15 protein-coding genes are annotated in these 18,834 nt (G+C 68.8%); 9 read left to right on the forward strand and 6 right to left on the reverse strand.

Annotation, left to right across the window (positions count from 1 at the left end; translation table 11 throughout):
* Window positions 1-49: 49 nt before the first annotated feature.
* The gene (locus tag SK571_RS43330; RefSeq protein WP_319989931.1) at window positions 50-1,243 is read left to right on the forward strand and encodes an ABC transporter ATP-binding protein; all 1,194 of its coding nucleotides are present in this window, start codon (window positions 50-52) and stop codon (window positions 1,241-1,243) included.
* A gap of 8 nt (window positions 1,244-1,251) precedes the next feature.
* Window positions 1,252-2,532, forward strand: coding sequence for an ABC transporter substrate-binding protein (locus SK571_RS43335; protein WP_319989932.1), 1,281 nt, complete (start codon window positions 1,252-1,254; stop codon window positions 2,530-2,532).
* A 14-nt stretch (window positions 2,533-2,546) separates the two neighbouring features.
* On the opposite strand, the gene SK571_RS43340 is transcribed toward SK571_RS43335, so the two are convergent.
* Entirely contained in the window at window positions 2,547-3,755 is a 1,209-nt protein-coding gene (locus SK571_RS43340; RefSeq protein WP_319989933.1) for an RNA-guided endonuclease InsQ/TnpB family protein, read from the reverse strand.
* Between the two features lie 152 nt (window positions 3,756-3,907).
* On the opposite strand from SK571_RS43340, the gene SK571_RS43345 reads away from it, so the two are divergent.
* Together SK571_RS43345 and SK571_RS43350 are read left to right on the forward strand one after the other, a co-directional pair.
* Complete coding sequence (locus SK571_RS43345) at window positions 3,908-5,206, forward strand: ABC transporter permease subunit (protein ID WP_319989934.1); 1,299 nt, start codon at window positions 3,908-3,910, stop codon at window positions 5,204-5,206.
* On the forward strand, window positions 5,203-6,108 hold the full coding sequence (locus SK571_RS43350; RefSeq protein WP_319989935.1) for a carbohydrate ABC transporter permease: 906 nt from the start codon (window positions 5,203-5,205) through the stop codon (window positions 6,106-6,108). Before SK571_RS43345 ends, SK571_RS43350 begins: the two co-directional genes overlap by 4 nt.
* 3 nt (window positions 6,109-6,111) lie before the next feature.
* Here SK571_RS43350 and SK571_RS43355 read toward each other — a convergent pair whose 3' ends face one another.
* Complete coding sequence (locus tag SK571_RS43355; RefSeq protein ID WP_319989936.1) at window positions 6,112-7,422, reverse strand: hypothetical protein; 1,311 nt, start codon at window positions 7,420-7,422, stop codon at window positions 6,112-6,114.
* Between the two features lie 259 nt (window positions 7,423-7,681).
* Between SK571_RS43355 and SK571_RS43360 the strand changes: the two genes are divergently transcribed.
* The 3 genes from SK571_RS43360 (at window position 7,682) to SK571_RS43370 (ending at window position 11,998) form a co-directional block, all read left to right on the forward strand.
* A complete protein-coding gene (locus SK571_RS43360; RefSeq protein WP_319989937.1) occupies window positions 7,682-10,192 on the forward strand; it encodes a glycosyltransferase in 2,511 nt (836 codons plus the stop codon).
* Window positions 10,192-11,592, forward strand: a complete 1,401-nt coding sequence (locus tag SK571_RS43365; RefSeq protein WP_319989938.1) for a radical SAM protein — start codon at window positions 10,192-10,194, stop codon at window positions 11,590-11,592. Before SK571_RS43360 ends, SK571_RS43365 begins: the two co-directional genes overlap by 1 nt.
* 115 nt (window positions 11,593-11,707) lie before the next feature.
* The gene (locus SK571_RS43370) at window positions 11,708-11,998 is read left to right on the forward strand and encodes a DUF4342 domain-containing protein (protein WP_319989940.1); all 291 of its coding nucleotides are present in this window, start codon (window positions 11,708-11,710) and stop codon (window positions 11,996-11,998) included.
* Window positions 11,999-12,044: 46 nt separating this feature from the next.
* Here the strand turns inward: SK571_RS43370 and SK571_RS43375 are convergent, their stop codons facing one another.
* On the reverse strand, window positions 12,045-12,458 hold the full coding sequence (locus SK571_RS43375; RefSeq protein ID WP_319989941.1) for a DUF305 domain-containing protein: 414 nt from the start codon (window positions 12,456-12,458) through the stop codon (window positions 12,045-12,047).
* A 281-nt stretch (window positions 12,459-12,739) separates the two neighbouring features.
* Window positions 12,740-13,774, reverse strand: a complete 1,035-nt coding sequence (locus SK571_RS43380; RefSeq protein ID WP_319989942.1) for a DUF1996 domain-containing protein — start codon at window positions 13,772-13,774, stop codon at window positions 12,740-12,742.
* 207 nt (window positions 13,775-13,981) lie between these two features.
* Between SK571_RS43380 and SK571_RS43385 the strand changes: the two genes are divergently transcribed.
* Complete coding sequence (locus SK571_RS43385; protein ID WP_090005767.1) at window positions 13,982-14,167, forward strand: hypothetical protein; 186 nt, start codon at window positions 13,982-13,984, stop codon at window positions 14,165-14,167.
* Window positions 14,168-14,182: 15 nt separating this feature from the next.
* Here SK571_RS43385 and SK571_RS43390 read toward each other — a convergent pair whose 3' ends face one another.
* A complete protein-coding gene (locus SK571_RS43390) occupies window positions 14,183-16,516 on the reverse strand; it encodes an ATP-binding protein (RefSeq protein ID WP_319989943.1) in 2,334 nt (777 codons plus the stop codon).
* Between the two features lie 144 nt (window positions 16,517-16,660).
* Here SK571_RS43390 and SK571_RS43395 point away from each other — a divergent pair, with 144 nt between their 5' ends.
* Window positions 16,661-17,815 (forward strand): glycosyltransferase 87 family protein, encoded by a 1,155-nt coding sequence (locus tag SK571_RS43395; protein ID WP_319989944.1) that lies wholly within the window; start codon window positions 16,661-16,663, stop codon window positions 17,813-17,815.
* Here the strand turns inward: SK571_RS43395 and SK571_RS43400 are convergent.
* Complete coding sequence (locus SK571_RS43400) at window positions 17,784-18,797, reverse strand: GTP-binding protein (RefSeq protein ID WP_319989946.1); 1,014 nt, start codon at window positions 18,795-18,797, stop codon at window positions 17,784-17,786. The genes SK571_RS43395 and SK571_RS43400 overlap by 32 nt on opposite strands.
* Between the last annotated feature and the right edge of the window lie 37 nt (window positions 18,798-18,834).

Genomic DNA, 18,834 nt, shown 5'->3' on the forward strand with positions numbered 1-18,834 from the left:
TAGGGATGGCGGGCCTACGGTCTGCACCACACCGAACCAGGGAGTTGGCGTGGCAGAAGTCGTTCTGACGGGGCTGGGCAAGGCCTACGGTGACGGCACCCGTGCGGTCACCGACCTCAACCTGGAGATCCGCGACGGCGAGTTCCTGGTGCTCGTGGGCCCGTCGGGCTGCGGCAAGACGACGGCGCTGCGGATGATCGCCGGGCTCGAACAGATCACCGAGGGCACGATCCACATCGGTGAGAACGTCGTCAACGACGTGCCGTCACGTGACCGCGACGTGGCGATGGTGTTCCAGTCGTACGCGCTCTACCCGCACCTGAACGTCTACGACAACATCGCGTTCGGCCTCACGCTGCGCAAGCTCCCGAAGAAGGAGATCGACCACCGGGTCCGCGAGGTCGCCGAGGTCCTCGAACTGACCGAGCACCTCGACCGCAAGCCCCGCAACCTCTCCGGCGGGCAACGCCAGCGCGTCGCGATGGGCCGGGCGATCGTGCGGGCACCGCAGGCGTTCCTGATGGACGAGCCGCTGTCCAATCTGGACGCCAAGCTGCGCGTGCAGATGCGGGCGCAGATCGCGCGGATCCAGCGCGAGATCGGCGTGACGACCGTGTACGTCACGCACGACCAGACCGAGGCCATGACGCTGGGCGACCGCGTGGCCGTGATGCGCCGCGGCGTGCTGCAGCAGGTCGGACCGCCGCAGGAGCTCTACGACCGGCCGGTCAACCTGTTCGTCGCCGGGTTCATCGGCTCGCCGGGCATGAACCTCGTGTCCGCGAAGCTCGACGAGGACCCCGACGGCCGCTTCTGGGTCTCGCTGGGCTCCGACGCGCTGCTGCTGCCGGAGTCCGTCCTGCAGCAAAGGCCCGCGCTCAAGCAGTACGTCGGCCACGACGTCGTGGTCGGCATCCGCCCGGAGGACATGGAGGACACGGCTCTGGCCGACGCCCGCGAAGGCGAGATCCTGCACTCCGTCGCAGACCTGGTCGAGGCCATGGGCTCGGACGTCCTCGTGCACTTCCCGGTCGACGTCCCGCCGGTCGTCACCGACGACACCAGGGAGCTGGCGAAGGACGCCGGCACCGACGACCTGCCCAGGGCGAGCAAGGGGACCGTCCTCGTCGGACGGTTCAGCCCGCGCACGCGCATCTACGAAGGACAACCCGTCGCCGCCTGGGTGGACACCTCCCGGCTGCACTTCTTCGACCCGGCCACCGGGTCCTCGATCTGGAAGTAGGAGCTTCAATGAGGAAGCAATGGATCGCGTTGCTCGCGCTCACCGCCGCCGCGTGCTCCGGCGGTGCGGCGGGAACCGGGACCACCGAGGACCTCAAGGGCCAGACCGTCGAGGTCGTCGGCCCCTGGACCGGCGACGAGCAGAAGAGCTTCGAGCAGGTGCTGAAGGTCTTCACCGACAAGACGGGTGCCGAGGTCAAGTACACACCCGCCGGTGACGAGCTGCCGACGGTGGTGCAGACCAGAATCTCGGGCGGCACACCACCGAACGTCGCCCTGATCGCCCAGCCGGGCCTCGTCGCGCAGTTCGCCGAGGCGGGCGCGCTGAAGCCGGTGAACGCCGACGTCGAGAAGGCCGTCACCGACCACAACGCGGCGGTGTGGAAGAAGCTCGGCAGCGTCGACGGCAAGCTCTACGGCTTCACCTTCAAGACCGCCAACAAGTCCGCGTTCTGGTACAGCGAGAAGGCCTTCCAACAGGTCGGTGCCACGCCGCCGGCGACGTGGGACGACCTGATCAAGACCAGCAAGGCGATCTCCGAGACCGGGCTCGCCGCGGTGTCGGTCGGCGGTGCGGACGGCTGGACGCTCACCGACTGGTTCGAGAACGTCTACCTGCGCACCGCGGGCCCGGACAACTACGACAAGCTCGCGAAGCACGAGATCCCGTGGACCGACCCGACCGTGCGCAAGGCGTTGGAGGAACTGGCGAAGCTCTGGGGCGACCCGACGCTGATCGCGGGCGGCGCGCTGCAGACCGAGTTCCCGAAGTCCGTGACCAACGTCTTCGGCGAGCCCTCCACGGCCGCGATGGTGTTCGAGGCGGACTTCGTCGCCAGCATCATCACCACGAACACCAAGGCGAAGGTCGGCGAGGACGCGAAGTTCTTCCCGTTTCCGTCGGTCGCGGGCAGCAAGGACGCCGTGGTCGCCGGTGGTGACATGGCCGTGCAGTTCAAGGACGACAAGGCGACCACCGAGCTGATGAAGTTCCTGGCCTCGCCCGAGTCCGGCAAGGTCTGGGCCGAGCTGGGCGGGTTCCTGTCGCCCAACAAGGACATCCCGGAGTCCGCGTACCCCGACGCCGTGACCCAGGAGCTCGCCAAGCGGATCGTCGACGCGGGCGACAACGTCCGGTTCGACATGTCCGACCTCGCGCCGGCCGCGTTCGGTGGCACGAAGGGCGCGGGGGAGTGGAAGGACCTGCAGGACTTCCTGGCCGACCCGAAGAACGTCGACGGGATCATGCAACGGCTGGAAGCCAACGCGGCGAAGGCCTACGGCAATTGACTTGCTCTCCCTCATCAACGAGGGGGAGTCCCACGGCTCGCGTCGCAGGGTTTCTGCTTCATCACCGACAGCCCGCCCGGAGTGTTCCGTTGAGGTCTTACGTCAGCTCCACAGACTGTCGCCGCCAGCCCAGCGGCCAGAATGTTGCGTGCTGCGTTCACGTCCCGGTCATGGGTCGTCCCGCAGCCACAGGTCCAGGTACGCATGTGCAGAGGCATCTTCGCCGCCTGTGCACCGCAAACCGAGCACAGCTTGGAAGACGGGAACCAACGATTCACGGTGATCACTTCTCGTCCGTACCAACCTGCTTTGTACTCCAGCAGTTGCCGGAACTGCCGCCAGCCCGCGTCACTGATGGTGCGGGCGAGGCGGTGGTGTTTGAGCATGTTCGACACTGCCAGATCCTCAATCACGAGCGTTTGGTTCTCACGCACGAGCCGAGTGCTGATCTTGTGCAGGTGGTCCATGCGCCGGTCGGCGATCCTTGCATGCACGCGGGCGACCTTGATGCGGGCCTTGTCTCGGTTGCTGCTGCCTTTTTGTTTGCGGTACAAAGCCCGCTGTGCCTTGGTGAGCACGGTTCGGTCGCGGCGTTCGTGCCGTGGATTGCTGATCTTCTCGCCGGTCGAGAGAACCAGCAAGTGATCAAGACCGAGATCGATGCCCACGACCGCATTGGTGGCGGGCAAGGATGTCACGCCAGCGTCCTCGCACAGCAGGCACACGAACCAGCGCCCGGCTGGGTCTCGCGACACCGTCACCGTCGAGGGCGCCGCTCCTTTGGGCAAGGGCCGCGACCATCGTATGTCCAACGGCTCAGCCATCTTCGCCAGCGTGAGCATTCCATCACGCCATCGGAACGCCGAGCGTGTGTACTCCGCGCTGGCACGCGACTTCTTCAGAGACTTGAACCGCGGATGTCCGGCACGCTTGGCGAAGAAGTTGGTGAACGCGGCCTGCAGATGGCGCAGCGTCTGTTGCAGCGGTACCGCCGACACCTCGCGCAGAAACGCCAGTTCTTCGGTGCGTTTCCATGCGGTCAGAAAGGCCGAAGTCGCGTCGTAGCCGATCCGTTCGCCACGTTGCGTCCACGCCTCAGCACGGGCCTGCAGTGCAAGGTTGTAGACCTTGCGGACACAACCGAACGTTCGCGACAGCTCTGCGGCCTGCGCTTCGGTGGGATAGAAGCGATACCGGAAGGCCCGCTTCACCTGCTCGTCCATTGCGCCCAAACTACCAAGTCCTGGTTTTGCCTCGTTGGGCCGGATTGCGCGAGCCATGCCGTGTCGGCGGTTGTGACAGGGCCCGCGCCGCGCCGGGCAGGAGCTCGATTCCTTTCCGGCTCGAAGGCCGGGATCATTCCGGAGGACTGCAGATGGTGAGGCTTCGGGTGAACGTGGACGCCGCGCCGGGGCGCTCGCCCCGGCAGGCGATCCCGTTCCTGCTCCCCGCGCTGGTGCTGCTCGCGGCGCTGGTGCTCTACCCGCTGGTGTTCTCGCTGATCCGCAGCTTCTTCGACGCGAGCGGGGACGAGTTCGTCGGCCTGCGCAACTACGTCGACACCTTCACCGACACGCGGACGCTGACCGCGTTCCGCAACAACGTGATCTGGGTGGTGGTCGCCCCGGCGGCCGTCACCGGCATCGGCCTGGTCCTCGCGGTGCTGACCGAGCGCATCAGGTGGGCGACCGCGTTCCGGCTGGTGCTGTTCATGCCGATGGCGATCTCGTTGTTCGCCTCGGGCATCATCTTCCGGCTCGTGTACGACGAGGCGCCGAACCAGGGCGTCGTGAACGCGGTCGTCGTCGGTGTGCACGACATGTTCAGCCCTGCGTCGCAGTATCCCGGCGCGCGGCCGCGTGACGGTTATGCCGCAACGGAAGCGGGTTTCGCCTCGATCCGGCCGGCAAAGGCGGGTGACACGATCTCGTTGCCGCTCATCGGGTACTCGCGGCAGGACGTGCCCCCGCAGGCGCTTCCGGCCTCGCCGCCGACCGCGGGCACCGGTGAGCTGCGCGGTGTGCTGTGGCTCGACGTGTCGGTCGGCGGCAGGGCCGGCGCGGTCGACCCGACCGAGCGCGGCCTGCCCGGCGTCGCGGTGGAGGCCGTGCGGGACGGCCAGGTCGTCGCCCGCACGACGACCGGGGACGACGGCAGGTTCACGTTCCCCGACCTCGGTGCGGGCGACGTGACCGTGCGGCTGCCCGCGGAGAACTTCACGCTGCCGTTCCGCGGCCTCACCTGGCTCGGGGCGTCGCTGATCACCCCGGTGATCATCTCGTCCTGGATCTGGATCATGACCGGGTTCGCGATCACGTTCATCGCGGCGGGCCTCTCGGCGATCCCGCGGGACGCGCTGGAGGCCGCGCGGGTCGACGGCGCGACCGAGTGGCAGGTGTTCAAGCGCGTCACCATCCCGCTGCTCTCGCCGGTGCTGCTGGTGGTGTTCGTGACGCTCGTGATCAACGTGCTGAAGATCTTCGAGCTGGTGTTCGTCATCGCGCCGGGCTCGGTGCAGTCCGAGGCCAACGTGCTGGCCCTGCAGATGTGGCAGGTGTCCTTCGGCACGGGCGGCGACCAGGGGGCGGGCAGCGCGCTCGCGGTGATCCTGTTCCTGCTGGTGGCCCCGGCGATGCTGTTCAACATCCGCCGATTCCGACGGGAGCGGTCATGACCCTGGTGGCCGAAGAGGTCCGCATCGACGTGCCGGTGTCCGGCGCGCCGAAGCGGAGTGTGCTGACGCGGCTCGTCGCCCGGCTCGGCAACGGTTTCGTGCAGGTCGTGCTCGCCCTGGTGGCGGTGTTCTGGCTGGTGCCGGTGTTCGGCCTGCTGATCGCGTCGTTGCGCGACGAGTCGGCCAACACCGCGAACGGCTGGTGGACGGTGTTCACCAAGCCCGCCGAGCTGACGCTGGCCAACTACGCCGATCTCGTCGCGAACCAGGCGGTGTGGCAGTCGTTCCTGAACACCTTCTACATCGCCGTCCCCGCCACGGTGCTGGTCGTCGTGATGGCGTCGCTGGCCTCGTACGCCCTGGCGTGGATCGAGTTCCCCGGCCGCGAGACGCTGACCGTGGTCGTCGTCGGGTTGCTGGTCATGCCGATCCAGGTCGCGCTGATCCCGGTGGCGAAGCTGTTCGGCGCGCTGGGGCTGTTCGGCACGATCACCGGCGTGGTGCTGTTCCACGTCGCGTTCGGGCTGCCGTTCGCCATCTTCCTGCTGCGCAACTTCTTCACCGGCATCCCGCGCGACCTCATCGAGGCCGCGCGGATGGACGGCGCGACGGAGTGGGTGATCTTCAAGCGGGTGATCCTGCCGGTGGCCAAGCCGGCGATCGCCTCCCTGACGATCTTCCAGTTCCTCTGGGTGTGGAACGACCTCCTGGTGGCCCTGGTGTTCGCGGACCAGGACTCGGCGCCGATCACGGTGGCGCTACGGGCCCAGCTGCGCCAGTTCGGCACGAACATCGACATGCTCTCGACGGGCGCGTTCCTGTCGATGGTCGTGCCGCTCGGCGTGTTCCTGGTGTTCCAGAAGTACTTCGTGCAGGGCGTGCTGGCCGGATCGACGAAATAGCCGCTAGCGCGTCCAGAAGCGGGTGCCGCCGGGGCCGTAGAGCGCGAGGCCGGAGTCGTTCTGCACGAGCAGGCGGTCGGCCGCCGTGTTCCAGGTGTGGGTGCTCCACTTCGGCACGTTGTTCGGGGCGTACAGGACGAGGTTGCCGTCGTGCTGCAACGTGACGCGGGTGGCGCCTGAGCCGTGGGTGTGGGTGGCCCACAACGCCTGGTTGGTCGCCGCGACGTAGAGCACCAGGTTGCCGTCGGCCTGCATGAGCAGCCGGTACTTGCCGTCCGGCGAGGTCCTGGACTGGTACGCGGTGAGGCTCTCGCCGCGTACCAGCCGGTCGGGACCGGGCTCGTTCACGCTGGAGATGTCGGTGACCGAGACGTAGTAGGCCTGCAGCGCGTAGGCCTCGAAGCCGTTCGGCGTGATGGCCACGGATCGCGGGTACCAGCCGCCCGGCCTGGTCTGGATGATCGTGTTGGTGTTCACGCTCAACGTCATGAGGGTGTGCGCCTGGTGCCCGGTGAGGTAGATCTGGCCGCCGTTCGGTGCGGCGGCCACGCCCAGAGGGCCTCCTGGCACGTCCACGGTGGCGCCGATCTGGTTGTCCGCGGTGGTGATCAGGTAGACCTTGTTGCTCGAGTAGCTGGTGACGTACGCGCGCGTGCCGTTCGGCGTGATGGCGATGTGGTTGGGCGCGGTGGGCAGCGGCACGGTGGCGATCACGCTCTCGGTCGCGGTGCTCACCACCACGACGCGACTGTTGTAGAAGTCCGCGACGTAGAGGCGGGAACCGTCCGGGGTGATCTGCACGTCCGTCGCGTTGCCGCCGACGTAGACCGGGTGGGAGACACCGGTGGCCGTGTTGATCACCGCCAGGTGGTTGGACCCGACGGCGTACGCCTTGCTGCCGTCCGGCGCCACGGCGATGGCCTTCGGAGCCTTCAGCGGATCGACCGACACGGTCCTGGTGACCGTGCTGGTCGCGGTGTCGATCACCGAGACCGAGCCCCAGTCGGTGTTGTGGTCGCCGGCGTTCGTGACGTAGGCGGTGCGGCTGTCCGGGCTGAAGGCGATGCCCTCCGGCTGTGTGCCGACGTTGACGGTGGCGGTGACCGTCCGGCTCGCGGTGCTGATGACCGACACCGTGCGATCGGCCGCGTTGCTGACGTACGCGCGGGTTCCGTCGGGGCTGATCTCGATCGCGATCGGGTTGTCCCCGACGCTGATGCCGGTGGGCTGGGCGGCCGCCGAGGTGGAGGCCGACGCGATCAGGCCCGCCGTCAGCAGGAGGCCGATCGCGGCTCTTCGTGTTCGTGCGTGCATGGCGGGAGTCCCCCTGGTCGTTCGGCGCTGCTCGCCGCGGCGCTGAGTCGCGGATTGTGCCAGACGGATGCGCTGGTCAGTGCCGGATTCACCGATCTCGCGACGGCGGGGACGCGCGTCGACCGGCCGCCTTCGACGGTGCCGATCGACAAGGAAGTCCTCAATGGACAGTGCTGAGACCGATTGAGACGCGATCTGGCGGGAGAGCGCTTTCATGCTAGGTTCGGGTGAGAGTGAATCACTCGAAACGGAGCAGCCTATGCCGGCTCTTTGGGGTGTCTCGTTCGATGCCACGGCCATGTCCGGCGTGGTGGTCGAGTTTCTCAAGTCCGCCAGATCCTTCGCTGACCAGGGCTATCGCGTTCATCTCGACCTCGGTTACGACATCAAGGCCGACAAAGGCCGTTTTTTCCAGGATTACCGGCACGAACGCGTGCCGGACTGGGTGGAACTCGACCGCGTCGACGGCATTGCGCACATCGCCGGATACGACAGCGAATTCGTGGCGGCGACGTTGGAATCCGTGCGCCGCGACGAGGTGCCGGACACGGATCGCGTCACCGAGGCTCTCGCCGATGCGATCGTGCGCACCTGGGAAGACCGCGAGGTCGCGCTCGTCATGGTCGAGAACGGCACACTGCCGGAGAACGTCGCCTACACGAAAGCGCTCTACCGGGCGATCGCCCGATATGGCGCCGCGCACGACCTCGGCCGCTACGTGCTGTGGCGCGACCACGACCTGATGTGGCAGAGCGAGCCGGCCAAGTACGGCAGCTTCCCCTATCCCGCAACGCCTCCGATGGTCAACTCGCCGCACATCCACTACTTCGCGCTGCACGACGAGGCGAGACGGCGCACGCTGGAGTGGATGCCGCAGCTGCGCAACCTCGACCTGCTGCCGAACACCTTCACCGAGCCGGACCGCCCCGGCAGGCCCGACTTCCTCCAGCACCACGGCATCGCACCGGGCACGAAGATCATCGCCAGGTTCACGAGGATCATCCCGCAGAAGCGCATCGACCGCGACCTGCACCTGGTGGCCCGGCTGCCGGGCACCTGCCTGTTCGTCGCCGGCGACACCGAGGAGGACCCGGCCGAGACCAGGAAGCTCCGTGAGCTTGCGGAAGAGCTTCGGGTGCCGGTCGTCTTCGGCGGCGTCCTGGAACCGTGCGAGTCGGCGGGTCCGGGGTTCTCGGTGCGCGACCTGCTTGCGCACGCCGATGTCGTGTCGTTCCTGACGTCGTACGACTACGAGAGCTTCGGCAACCCCGTCGGCGAGGCGATCGCGGCCGGTGTGCCGTACATCGCGAGCCGCTACGCCCTGTACGACACGGTGTACGCGGGCTACGAGGCGCCGGTGCTCGACATCCTGGAGCACGACCTGCCGACCCCGGAGTTCGCCCGGCAGGTCCACGAACTCATGACGAACGCGGAGAGGCGGGCGGAAGTGGTGGCGCACAACAGCAAGCTCGGCACGCACACCCGCGAGGCCGCGACCGATCTGGTGAGCACGTTGTTCCCGCCCGCGATGGGGCCGCAGGTCCGGCTCAGCGTGGTGCTGCCGGTGTTCGACGAAGCCGCGAACATCGAGACCGTGCTGCGGTCTCTGCGCGACCAGGAGGACATCGACCCCGCCACCTACGAGATCGTGCTGGTGGACAACAACTCCACGGACGACACGGTCGAGATCGCCCGCCGGTTCGCCGGGACCTCGCCGGTCGAGATCCACGTGATCAGCGAACGCGAGCAGGGCGTGGCCTGTGCGCGCAGTGCCGGCATGGAGTTCGCGGCGCGCCGCAGTCGCAACCGCAAGGACCCCGGCGTGCGCTTCTACCTCGTGTCGGCCGACGCGGACTGCCGGGTCGACCGCCGCTGGCTCGTCGAACTGCTCGCGGTGATGGACAAGGACAAGGCCGCGATCGGGGTGTGCGACTACTACTACAACGCCGAGCACTTCGTCGGCAGGCCACGGCTCTGGGACGCCATCCAGCGCACGTTGCGGTGCCGCGCGGTGACGTTCTCGTTGTTCGGCGGGTTTCCCGACGGCAAGGGCTTCGCGGTCGAGCGCGAGGCCTACGAGGACGTCGGCGGCATCGAGATCTTCTACCAGCTGCAGCACGGGAAGTTCGTCAACCACCTGTCCGACGACTGGGACTTCGGCATCAAGGTCGCGGGCTCCGGTCACGACATCGCCTACGCCCCGAAGTCTCGGGTCGAGATCAACCCGCGGCGCGTCGACCACGCCATCGACGAGGTCATCTCCGGCCGCGCGTACGGCAGCGACGGCATCATCGTCATGCGGGACATCCGGCCGGAGGCGCCGCCGAAGACCACCGACCTCACCGAAGCCGAGGCCTTGCAGGCCTGGGAGTTCTCGATCAAGGACTTCACCCCGAAGAACACCGTCCTGCCCGTCCTGCTGACGCCGTCCTTCCTGGACGAGGACGCCGTGATCGCGTTCTTCGGCGAGGAACTGGCCGCCAGGCTCGCCACGCGCATCGCGGAGATCAAGGCCGAGACGAGCGTCGTCGACTTCCTCCCCATCCACTCGTACAAGACGCCGTCCTACCGGCTCTACCTCGAGTTCCGGGACGAGATCTTCGCCCGGCTGCGCGCTGCGGCCGGCGAGGACATCGGCTACCCGCCGCCGCTGCCGGAGTGCTTCGACGCGGTGCCGGAGGACCGGTTCGCGGAGTTCGTGAAGTACTACTGCGAGGACCGCGAGTCGGGGGAGGCGCACAACTACTTCGGCAATGGAGGCGTGTTCTGATGAACCGTGTTCTGACCGGCTCCGAGCCCAGGGTGTGGGCGGCGCTGCAGGACCCCGCCAACGCGCACCTGCTCGACTACGTCACCGAAGACCCGTTCGGCGCACACGTGTTCCCCGGCAACGTTCCCGGCTACGGCGTCGACGACTTCCTCGCCGACCTGAGCGACCAGCTCACCGGCACGGCACCGATCCACCTCTGGTCCTACATCCCCACGTGCGCCTACAAGTGCCGCTTCTGCCAGTACCCGGTCGTGCTCGTCAAAGGCGGCCGCAACGAGGAGAAGCTGTCGCAGTGGGTGGACTGGAACATCAGGGAGGCCGAGATCTGGCTGCAACGGGTGCCGGAGCTCGCGAACGCGCCCGTCGGCGAGTTCAACGTCTTCGGCGGCACCCCGTCGTTGTTGCCGGAGAAGGACATCCGCCGGCTCCTCGGCTTCTACCGCGAGAACTTCGGGCTCACCGAGGAGACGACGATCCGCTTCGAGGGCGACCCGAGCACGTTCACCCCGGCGAAGCTCGAGACCCTGCGGGAGCTGGGCTGCACCAAGCTCTCCAGCGGAGTCCAGTCGTTCGACGACGACGTGCTGCGCGAGTGCGGCCGTGAGCACAGCGCGCAGATGTGCGTCAACTTCGTGCGCAACGCCCAGGCCGCCGGCTTCGAGTGGGTCAGCATCGACCTGATGTACGGCCTGCTGGACCAGACCGTCGACAGCGTCAAACGAGACCTCGACGTGGTGCTGGAGAACGAGGTCACCGCCGTGGTGTGCACCAAGCTGCACCTGAAGTCCTACGCCGAGACCAGGACGGGAGTGGCGGGGGAGCAGCCCGCGCCGTGGCAGCTGCCGCAGTACCGCGAGAAGCTGGTGCGCGACGGGCACTTCTGGCCTGCGTTGCAGGAGCAGTACCGGATGCGCGAGGTGCTGACGGACGGCCTGCGCGCCGCCGGCTACACCGAGCACCCCACGATGTACTTCGCCCGCGACGGCCTCGGCCCGGAGAAGTGGAAGTCCATCATGGTGGACCAGGACAAGCAGGAGGCCGAGGTCGCGATCGGCCTGGGCGGCAGTTCCAGCTGCCGCGCCTCCGAGGCGATCACCGACGTGAACTGGAAGAACTACGCCCAGGCCGTCGAGGCGGGCCGCGTACCGCTCGGCTCCGCCACCGGGTTCGACGCGGGAGCGCAGGAGGCGAGGGCGGTCAAGATGGCGCTGTCGACCCTGCGACCGGTGCGCTCGGACCTGCACCGCGCCCGGTACTGCAGGTCGCTGCACGACAGCCCGTGGCGGGAGAAGTTCGGCTCCCTGGCCGAGCGCGGCCTCGTCTCCGTCGACGCCGGGGGAGTCTCGCTGACCGAGGACGGAGAGGTGCTCGTGGAGGCCATCATCAACACGGAGCTCTGACCACCCGGTCCTCCGAGGGGCAGATCAGGTGGGGATCAGGGGAAACCCTGATGGCAGGACGTCCGGTCGCGGGCAGGCTGGAGTCGTCAGGAAGATCCGCGGTTCTAGGAGAGTCATGAGCGAATCCACGTCCGAGTCCGCCCGCAACGCCGTCGACTCGATGGTCGACGCCGTGCGTGGCCTGGTCAGCGAGGGCATCAACCGTCGCGTTGTCGTGCGTGACAGCAAGGACGACGTGGTGCTCGAGGTGCCGGTCGCTCTCGGGCTGGTCGCGGCGTTCGCCGCTCCGGTGGCCACGACGATCGGCGCCGGTCTCGCGCTGGTCGGCAAGTGCGGGATCAAGCTGGAGAACCGCCAGGCGCCCGCCGGTCAGCCCGCGGCGACGACCGAGGCCGAGCAGGCGTAGTGAGCGGGGGCGGGTGCCGTCATCAGTGGTGGTGACGGCACCGCGCTCACGAGGCGTCTTCCAGAAGCGTCAGGAACTCCGCGCGCGTGCTGTCGATGCGTGCGCTCAGTTCCACCATCGGCTTGCTCGTGCCCGACGACAGCTCCGCGCGGGCGACGGTGCGCGCCTCCTCGAACTGGGTGCGCAGCAACGCCGTCAACTGCTGGTCGAACGCGGTGCCCTCGGCGTACCCGACGGCAGCGAGTTCGGCGGCCGTGATCATGCCGGGCATGTCGTGCCCGTCGTGCTGGTCGCTCTCCTGCCTGCCGGTCTGGGCGAGCAGCTCCCGCACCTGCGCCAGTTCGGCCCGGTAGAGGGCCTGCAGCTGAGCGGCCACCGGGCGCAGCGCGGAGCCGGGCCGGCTCGCCGTGAGATCGAGTGCGGCGAGCGTCGACTCGTTCTGGGGGATCACCAGATCCATGAACGCCAGGTCCGTGGCGCTGAGACCGGCCGGCGGAGCACCGGCCGGCGGGGAGTCGCCGGCCGGTGCTCCGCATCCCGTCGCCACCAGGACGGCCGCGATGAGGACGAGGGCTCGCCAGGGTCTGTATCGCAGTCTGGTTCGATGAGAGTCGCGCTTGAGGTGGTTTCTGGTGGTGCGGCCGGACGGCCCGCATACCGGTGTTGTATGTGGGTCGTCCGGCCGTGCCGCCAGGGGCCGTCTCGGGCCCGGCTGTCGCGGACCAGACTGCGATACAGACCCTATGGGCGGCCGTCCGGTCCGCACTTGACGATCCGGTTGATGCAGTCGCGCACGCGCTGCGCCATCTCGGCTTCGGGCCAGACGTTGAAGAAGTCGCCGTGCATCGTGAACCCGGGACCGGACGACAGCTTGAAGCGCGCCGGGTCGCCGCTCGCGGGGTAGCGCAGCACCTGGCGCAGCTTCGGCACGGGCACGGGGTGCGTCGCCGGGCAGTCGCCCGCGACCGGGTAGGACATGTGGCTCTTGTGGTCCGCGGAGTCGAGGTCCTTGCCGTTCCAGCACTGCGGGAAGTCCAGGTAGGACTCGATCATCGTGCCCGCCGGGCAGTTCACGAAGTCCTTGGACGCTCCGACATGCCCGGCGTGCAGGCACGACCAGCGCGACATCGTGGTGTTGTCCGGAGCGGTGGCCTTGGCGTTGCCCGCGACGATGCGCAGTCCGTACGGCAGCGGCTGGATCCGCGCGGTCACGTCGTCGCGCACCCCCTCGCCGAGGTAGTAGAACGTCGTGCCGGTCGGCTCGACGGGCTGGCCGTCGACCAGCAGCGTCGGCACCCAGTACGACGACAGGTCGACCTTCGGGCTGCACGTGCTGGTCGCCTTGCTCAGACTCGTGACGTCCGAACGGGCGTTGGTGGAGGCGTTGCCGAAGAAGCTGTGCATGTGCGAGGCGCCGGGGAGGTTCGGCATGACGATCGGGTCGTCCGGGAGCCGGTGCGTGAACGGGCACTCGGCGACGAACTCCGCGACGCGCACCGCGTTCGGCGGGATCGGCTCCTGAGGCTTGGGCGGAGCGACCACGGCGGCCTTCGTCGTCTCGGCCGCCTGCGTGGTCGTGCCGGCCGGCGGTGGCGTCGTGGTGTCCGCGATCACCGGCGCCGCGGCCGCGGGCGAGGACGTCTGGCTCGCCCGGGGCGGCGCGGGCGGGTGGAAGAACATCGCGTTCGCGGTCACCGCGGACGCCGCGACGCCCGCCACGGCGAGGGCGGCGATCCACACGCGCCGCCGCAACCGTGAACTGAGGACGTGAGGCATGGAGGTCCTTTCGGGCAGAACTGGCACAGGGAGCGGAGGACTCCGGACCGCGTTCACTTCACCGGCCGGTCCAGGGGGCCTCTGACCAGGAGATGCCCGGGGCGTCCGGCGATAACGGAAACTCCGCCGGACTTTTCCCGATGCGCGGAACAGACTCCGCGGCTGGCCGGACGACCAGCGAGAACGCCGCCGGTAGGCTGCGCCCGCATGAGCAGAAAACTGTTGGTCGGACTCGGCGTCGTGCTGCTCCTGCTCGGTGGGGTGTGGACGGCGCAGGGCCTCGGCTACCTCAAGGGCAGCTTCATGACGGGGCAGCAGCTGTGGACGACCATCGGGCTGCTGTGCGCCGGAGCGGGCGTCATGCTGCTGATCCCCTGGCCGAAGAGGCGATGACACGGCCCAGACCGCTCATCCCAGTGCGGCCACCAGTTTCGCCGCCGTGACGCGCACCGCCGGTGTGTCGTAGCGGTCGCACTCCGCCAGCGCCCGCACCCGGTACTCGCGGGCATGCGCCGCATCCCCGGCGGCGTCGGCGAGTTCGGCCAGCCGGGCCATGATCTCGACCCGGTGATCGGACAGCCGCGCTTCGTCGAGGGCCGCCAGCAGTTGCTCCTGTGCCTCGCCGAACCGGCCAGCGTCCATCAGCACCAGCCCGCGGTTGTGCTGCACACGGGCGGTTCCGGCGATGTTGGAGTGTGTGCGGAACAGCGACTCCGCCTCGTCGAGCAGGTCCATCGCGGCGATCACCTGACCCGCGGCCGCGAGCGTCGTCGCCAGCCGGATCAGCAGCATCGACAGCAGTTCGTCGTCGCCACCGGCCTCGCGGTGCTGATCGACGCTGCGTTGCTGCACCTCGACGGCCTCGGCGAGGTCACCGGCTGTGTGCAGCACGACGCCCAGCAGGGAGAGCGCGAGGTTCTCGCCGATCCGGTAGCCCGCCTGCTCGAACAGGCCGACGGAACGGCGGCCCAGCCGCACCGCCTTGTCCGGCTCGCCGATCCGCCGCCGGATCGCCGAGCCGTAGTAGCAGGTCCAAGCCTCGGTGACGGTGTCGTCGACCGGTACCGCCGCGGCCTCCTCGTGCACGGACAGTGCTTCGTGCGGCTGGCCGCACAACGCGTACAGCGCCCACGACAGGTAGTTCAGCTGCTCCGCCGCGTCCTTGGCGTTGCCCAGCCGACGTGCCGAATGAGCCCCTGCGGAGAAGACCTCACGCCACAGCTCGCCGACACCGTGCATGTCCGAGTACCAGTGCATCGCCCGTGCCAGTGCCAGAACGCGTTCGTGCTCGCCGGCGTCCACGCCTGCCTTCACCGCGGTGCGCCAGCTGTCGAGTTCGAGTTCGAGCCACCGGGACGCGGATTCCTTGTCCTGCACCGGACCCGACCGCTCGGCCGGCACGTCGTGGTCGAAGAACAGCGCGGCCCTGGTCGCGGTGTCCAGGAGCCAGTGGCGCAAACGTGTGCGTGCTGCGAGCACGGCGGCCGGGTCGTCGTCCAGTTCCAGTCGTTCGGCGGCGAAGACGTGCAGCAGGTCGTGGCGGGTGTAGCGGCCGGGCGTGTCGCTGATGCCGAGCAGGCTCGCGTCCGCCAGTTCGTCCAGCGCCTCCTCGGCGTCGTCGACGAGGACACCGGCCAGCGCCACGCTCGTGTCCGGGCTCGGCAGGAGAGCCAGCCTGCGGAACAGGGTGGCGGCGCCCGCGCTGAGCTGGTCGTAGGAGATCTCGAACGCCGCCCGCACCTGCAGGTCGCCCGCCCGCAGCACGGACAGGCGGCGCCCCTCGTCCTCCAGCTGCTCGGCGAGGTGGCCGATCGTCCACTGCGGTCTGCTCGTGAGGCGGTTGCCCGCGATCAGCAACGCCAGCGGCGTGCCACCGCACAGCTCGGCGACCCGCTCGGCCGCCTCGGGTTCGGCGTCGAGCCGTTCGGGGCCCGTCACGGCCCGCAGCAGTGCGACGGAACGGTCCAGCGGCAGCAACGCGAGGGCGAGGCGGTGCCGGACGTCGAGGCCGCTCAGGGTGCGGCGGCTGGTCAGCAGCACGAGCGTGCCGGGACTGGACGCCAGCAACGGACGCACCTGCGCCTCGTTCGCCGCGTTGTCGAGCACCAGCAGCACCGTGCGGTCGCGCAGCTGCGACCGGTACAGCGACAGCTTGTCGTCCGGGTCGGCGGGGATCTGCCGTTCGTCCACGCCGAACGAACGCAGCAGCCGGTGCGCGGCCTTCTCCGGTGTCAGCGGTTCGGCGTCGGTGCCGCGCAGGTCGAGGAACACGCAGCCGTCGGCGAACCGCGCGCCCAGCCGATGGCCCGCGTCCACGGCCAGTGCGGTCTTGCCCGAACCAGGTGAGCCGTGGACCACCGCGATCTGCAGCCGGGACGACGACGCGGCGTCCGCGGCGAACCCGTCCAGGAGCTCCTTCTCGGCCTCCCGGCCGGTGAGCTCGATGAGCACCGGCGGCAGCGAGGAGGACGCCACGACGAACGGCGCGTCCGGCCGTTCCCGCACCGCGACGACCCGGCTGGCGCGGGCGAGCGCGGTGAACTCCGCCGCCTCCTCGTCGCGCAGCCCGAGTCCCCCGACGAGCAGCTGCACGGTGCGGAACTGCGGGCTGAGCGTGCGGCCGCGTTCCATGTCGCTGATCGCCCGCGTGCTCAAGCCCGTCCGTTCCGCGAGTTCTTCCTGCGTCAGCGGAACACGCGATCGGTAAAAGCGGAGAAAGTCCCCGAACGCTGTTGTGCTCACTGCGCACCCCCTTCGCTCTTGCGCATCATGCTTCCTTATGGACGTCCAGGTGCGCTCGTCGTTGCTGGCAAGAGCACTTCTGCTGGTGGTTCTGCCGGTTGTTCAGCAAGGTGAACAACATCGGCCGTCGCTAATTTCGAATAGGTGTCAACAGCTTCCCTGACGCGGAAAACCGATCTGGTTCCGCGAAGATTTCTTTCTCGACTGGCCGCTGTCCTCTGGCTCGCCGCTTTGGCGTGGCTGCTGGTGACGTGGTCCGGTCATTACCCGATCGACCTGGACGTGTACCGGCTCGGCGGCCTCGCCTGGTTCGAGGGCCGGCCCCTGTACGTCGGGTTCACCGGCCCGCCGCTCGACCCCCGGTTGCCGTTCACCTACCCGCCGATCGCGGCGATGCTGTTCAGCGGCCTGAGCTTCGTACCGGGCACGTTGCTGAACCCGCTGATGGTCGTCTCCGGCTTCGTCGCGCTCACCGCGGTGTGCGTCGCCGTGGCCGGCGAGGTCCGTCCCGATCTCCGGTGGACGGCCGGGCTGCTCGCGGCGATCGGCGCGCTGGCGCTGGACCCGGTGTGGACGACGTACGGCTACGGCCAGATCAACCTGTACCTGCTGGCGCTGGTCGTGATCGACGTGGTGCTGGTGACGGACAAGCGCTGGCGCGGCGTGCTGATCGGTGTCGCCGCGGCGATCAAGCTGACGCCCGCGATCTTCGTGCTCTACTTCATCGCCCGGCGCGACTGGCGGGCGGCGATCACGACGACGGCCACGTTCGCGGGCCTGGCGGTCGCGGGATTCCTGTTCGCACCAAGGGATTCGCTGCAGTACTGGCTGCACTCGCTGCTGAACCCGGACCGCATCGGCGACATGTCGCTGTCGACCAACCAGTCGATCCGGGGCTTCCTGCGCGGTTTCGGCCTCGCACCCGGCGCCGAAACGCTGCTGTGGGCGGGGCTCGCCGCGGTCGTCGTGGCTGTCGCGGTGCTCGTGGCCCGGCGGACCCGCGACGACCTCGGCGCACTGTTCGTCATCGCGGGTGCCGGGCTGCTGGCCTCACCGGTCTCCTGGCTGCACCACTGGGTGTGGTGCGTGCCGGTGCTGGTGTTCCTCGCCCTGCGCGGCAACGCCTGGCCGGCCTTCGCCGCCGTGTTCCTGGTGTTCGTGACCCGTCTGCACGAGTTCGACACGTACGTCTGGCTGGCGGTCGTCGCGTTGGGAGCGCTGGCGTTCAGGTCGGTTGACCGCGGACAGCACGGTCACGAGGTGCGCGTCAGAGCTCCATCTCCTCGTGCCAGTCGGTGAACGGGTCCGCGAAGTCGAGCTCGCTGACCAGCGCGAGTTCCTCGTCGGTGACCAGCGCCGACCGCAGCGCCGCGGTGATCTCGGCGGCGTCGGCGAACCTGGTGATCACGACGAGCTCCTGGTCGCGTTCGCCCTCCCACGGTCCCAGGTTGCCCACGCGCAACCCGCCGCCCGCGGACTCCAGCCACAGCGCCTCGTCGGGCTGGCTCGCCACCCACACCCGGCCGCGCACACGCACCACGCCGTCGAGCAGCACGTCGATGCAGTCGTGCAGCCGCATGGGGTGGAACGGGCGCCGGTCGGTGAAGTGGACGACGGACACGCCGTGTGCCGGTTCCAGCGACGGCCGCCCGAACAGCAGCGAGCCGAACCCGTCATCGATCTCGCCACGGCGCGCGCCGGCGGGAATCGCCGCCAGCAGGTCGACGACGTCGAGCGAGTCCAGCTGCCGGCGTGGCGCGCCGGGCGTGAGCCGGTCCAGCACGGCGGTGAGCACCGGGTCGGCCGGCCCGGTCAGCACCAGCGCGTCCGCGAACTCCGCCTGCCCCACCACGACCTGCGCGACGGTCCGCTCGTCGCCCTCGGCCGCGCGCATCCCGCGGTCGGCGAGCGAGTCGGCGCCGGTCGCGTCGTCGAGCCAGGTGGCGGTGTCGATCACCGTCACCACGGCCTCGATCTCCACCTCCGTCTCGCTCAGCGCGAAGCAGACGGCCTCCGGCTCGAGCATCGGGTCGAGCTGCACGATCACCCGTCCGTCCAGCCCTTCGAGCAGTGGGACGAGATCGAGTCGCAACGTGCACGAGACGCACCCGTGCGCGAGCTCCAGCACCGTGAGCCGGCCGTCGGCCCAGCGCCGCACCACCCCTTCGGCCAGGCTGCTCAGATCATGCCTGACCAGTGACGATTCCGGTGATGCCCGCCAGAGTTCGTCGGCCACGTCGTGGTGGGTGAACCCGGCTACCAATACGACCCGTGCTGCCATGCCCCGCACCCTACATGACAACGATTATCGTTTCTGA

This window comes from Lentzea kristufekii (assembly GCF_033949925.1).
Taxonomy (GTDB): domain Bacteria; phylum Actinomycetota; class Actinomycetes; order Mycobacteriales; family Pseudonocardiaceae; genus Lentzea; species Lentzea kristufekii.

What these genes read in the sequence shown, in the direction of transcription:
- SK571_RS43335 (WP_319989932.1), top strand. Translation starts at nt 1,252, where the DNA reads ATGAGGAAGCAATGGATCGCGTTGCTCGCGCTCACCGCCGCCGCGTGC.
- SK571_RS43340 (WP_319989933.1), bottom strand. Translation starts at nt 3,755, where the DNA reads ATGGACGAGCAGGTGAAGCGGGCCTTCCGGTATCGCTTCTATCCCACC.
- SK571_RS43345 (WP_319989934.1), top strand. Translation starts at nt 3,908, where the DNA reads ATGGTGAGGCTTCGGGTGAACGTGGACGCCGCGCCGGGGCGCTCGCCC.
- SK571_RS43350 (WP_319989935.1), top strand. Translation starts at nt 5,203, where the DNA reads ATGACCCTGGTGGCCGAAGAGGTCCGCATCGACGTGCCGGTGTCCGGC.
- SK571_RS43355 (WP_319989936.1), bottom strand. Translation starts at nt 7,422, where the DNA reads ATGCACGCACGAACACGAAGAGCCGCGATCGGCCTCCTGCTGACGGCG.
- SK571_RS43360 (WP_319989937.1), top strand. Translation starts at nt 7,682, where the DNA reads ATGCCGGCTCTTTGGGGTGTCTCGTTCGATGCCACGGCCATGTCCGGC.
- SK571_RS43365 (WP_319989938.1), top strand. Translation starts at nt 10,192, where the DNA reads ATGAACCGTGTTCTGACCGGCTCCGAGCCCAGGGTGTGGGCGGCGCTG.
- SK571_RS43370 (WP_319989940.1), top strand. Translation starts at nt 11,708, where the DNA reads ATGAGCGAATCCACGTCCGAGTCCGCCCGCAACGCCGTCGACTCGATG.
- SK571_RS43375 (WP_319989941.1), bottom strand. Translation starts at nt 12,458, where the DNA reads ATGGATCTGGTGATCCCCCAGAACGAGTCGACGCTCGCCGCACTCGAT.
- SK571_RS43380 (WP_319989942.1), bottom strand. Translation starts at nt 13,774, where the DNA reads ATGCCTCACGTCCTCAGTTCACGGTTGCGGCGGCGCGTGTGGATCGCC.
- SK571_RS43385 (WP_090005767.1), top strand. Translation starts at nt 13,982, where the DNA reads ATGAGCAGAAAACTGTTGGTCGGACTCGGCGTCGTGCTGCTCCTGCTC.
- SK571_RS43400 (WP_319989946.1), bottom strand. Translation starts at nt 18,797, where the DNA reads ATGGCAGCACGGGTCGTATTGGTAGCCGGGTTCACCCACCACGACGTG.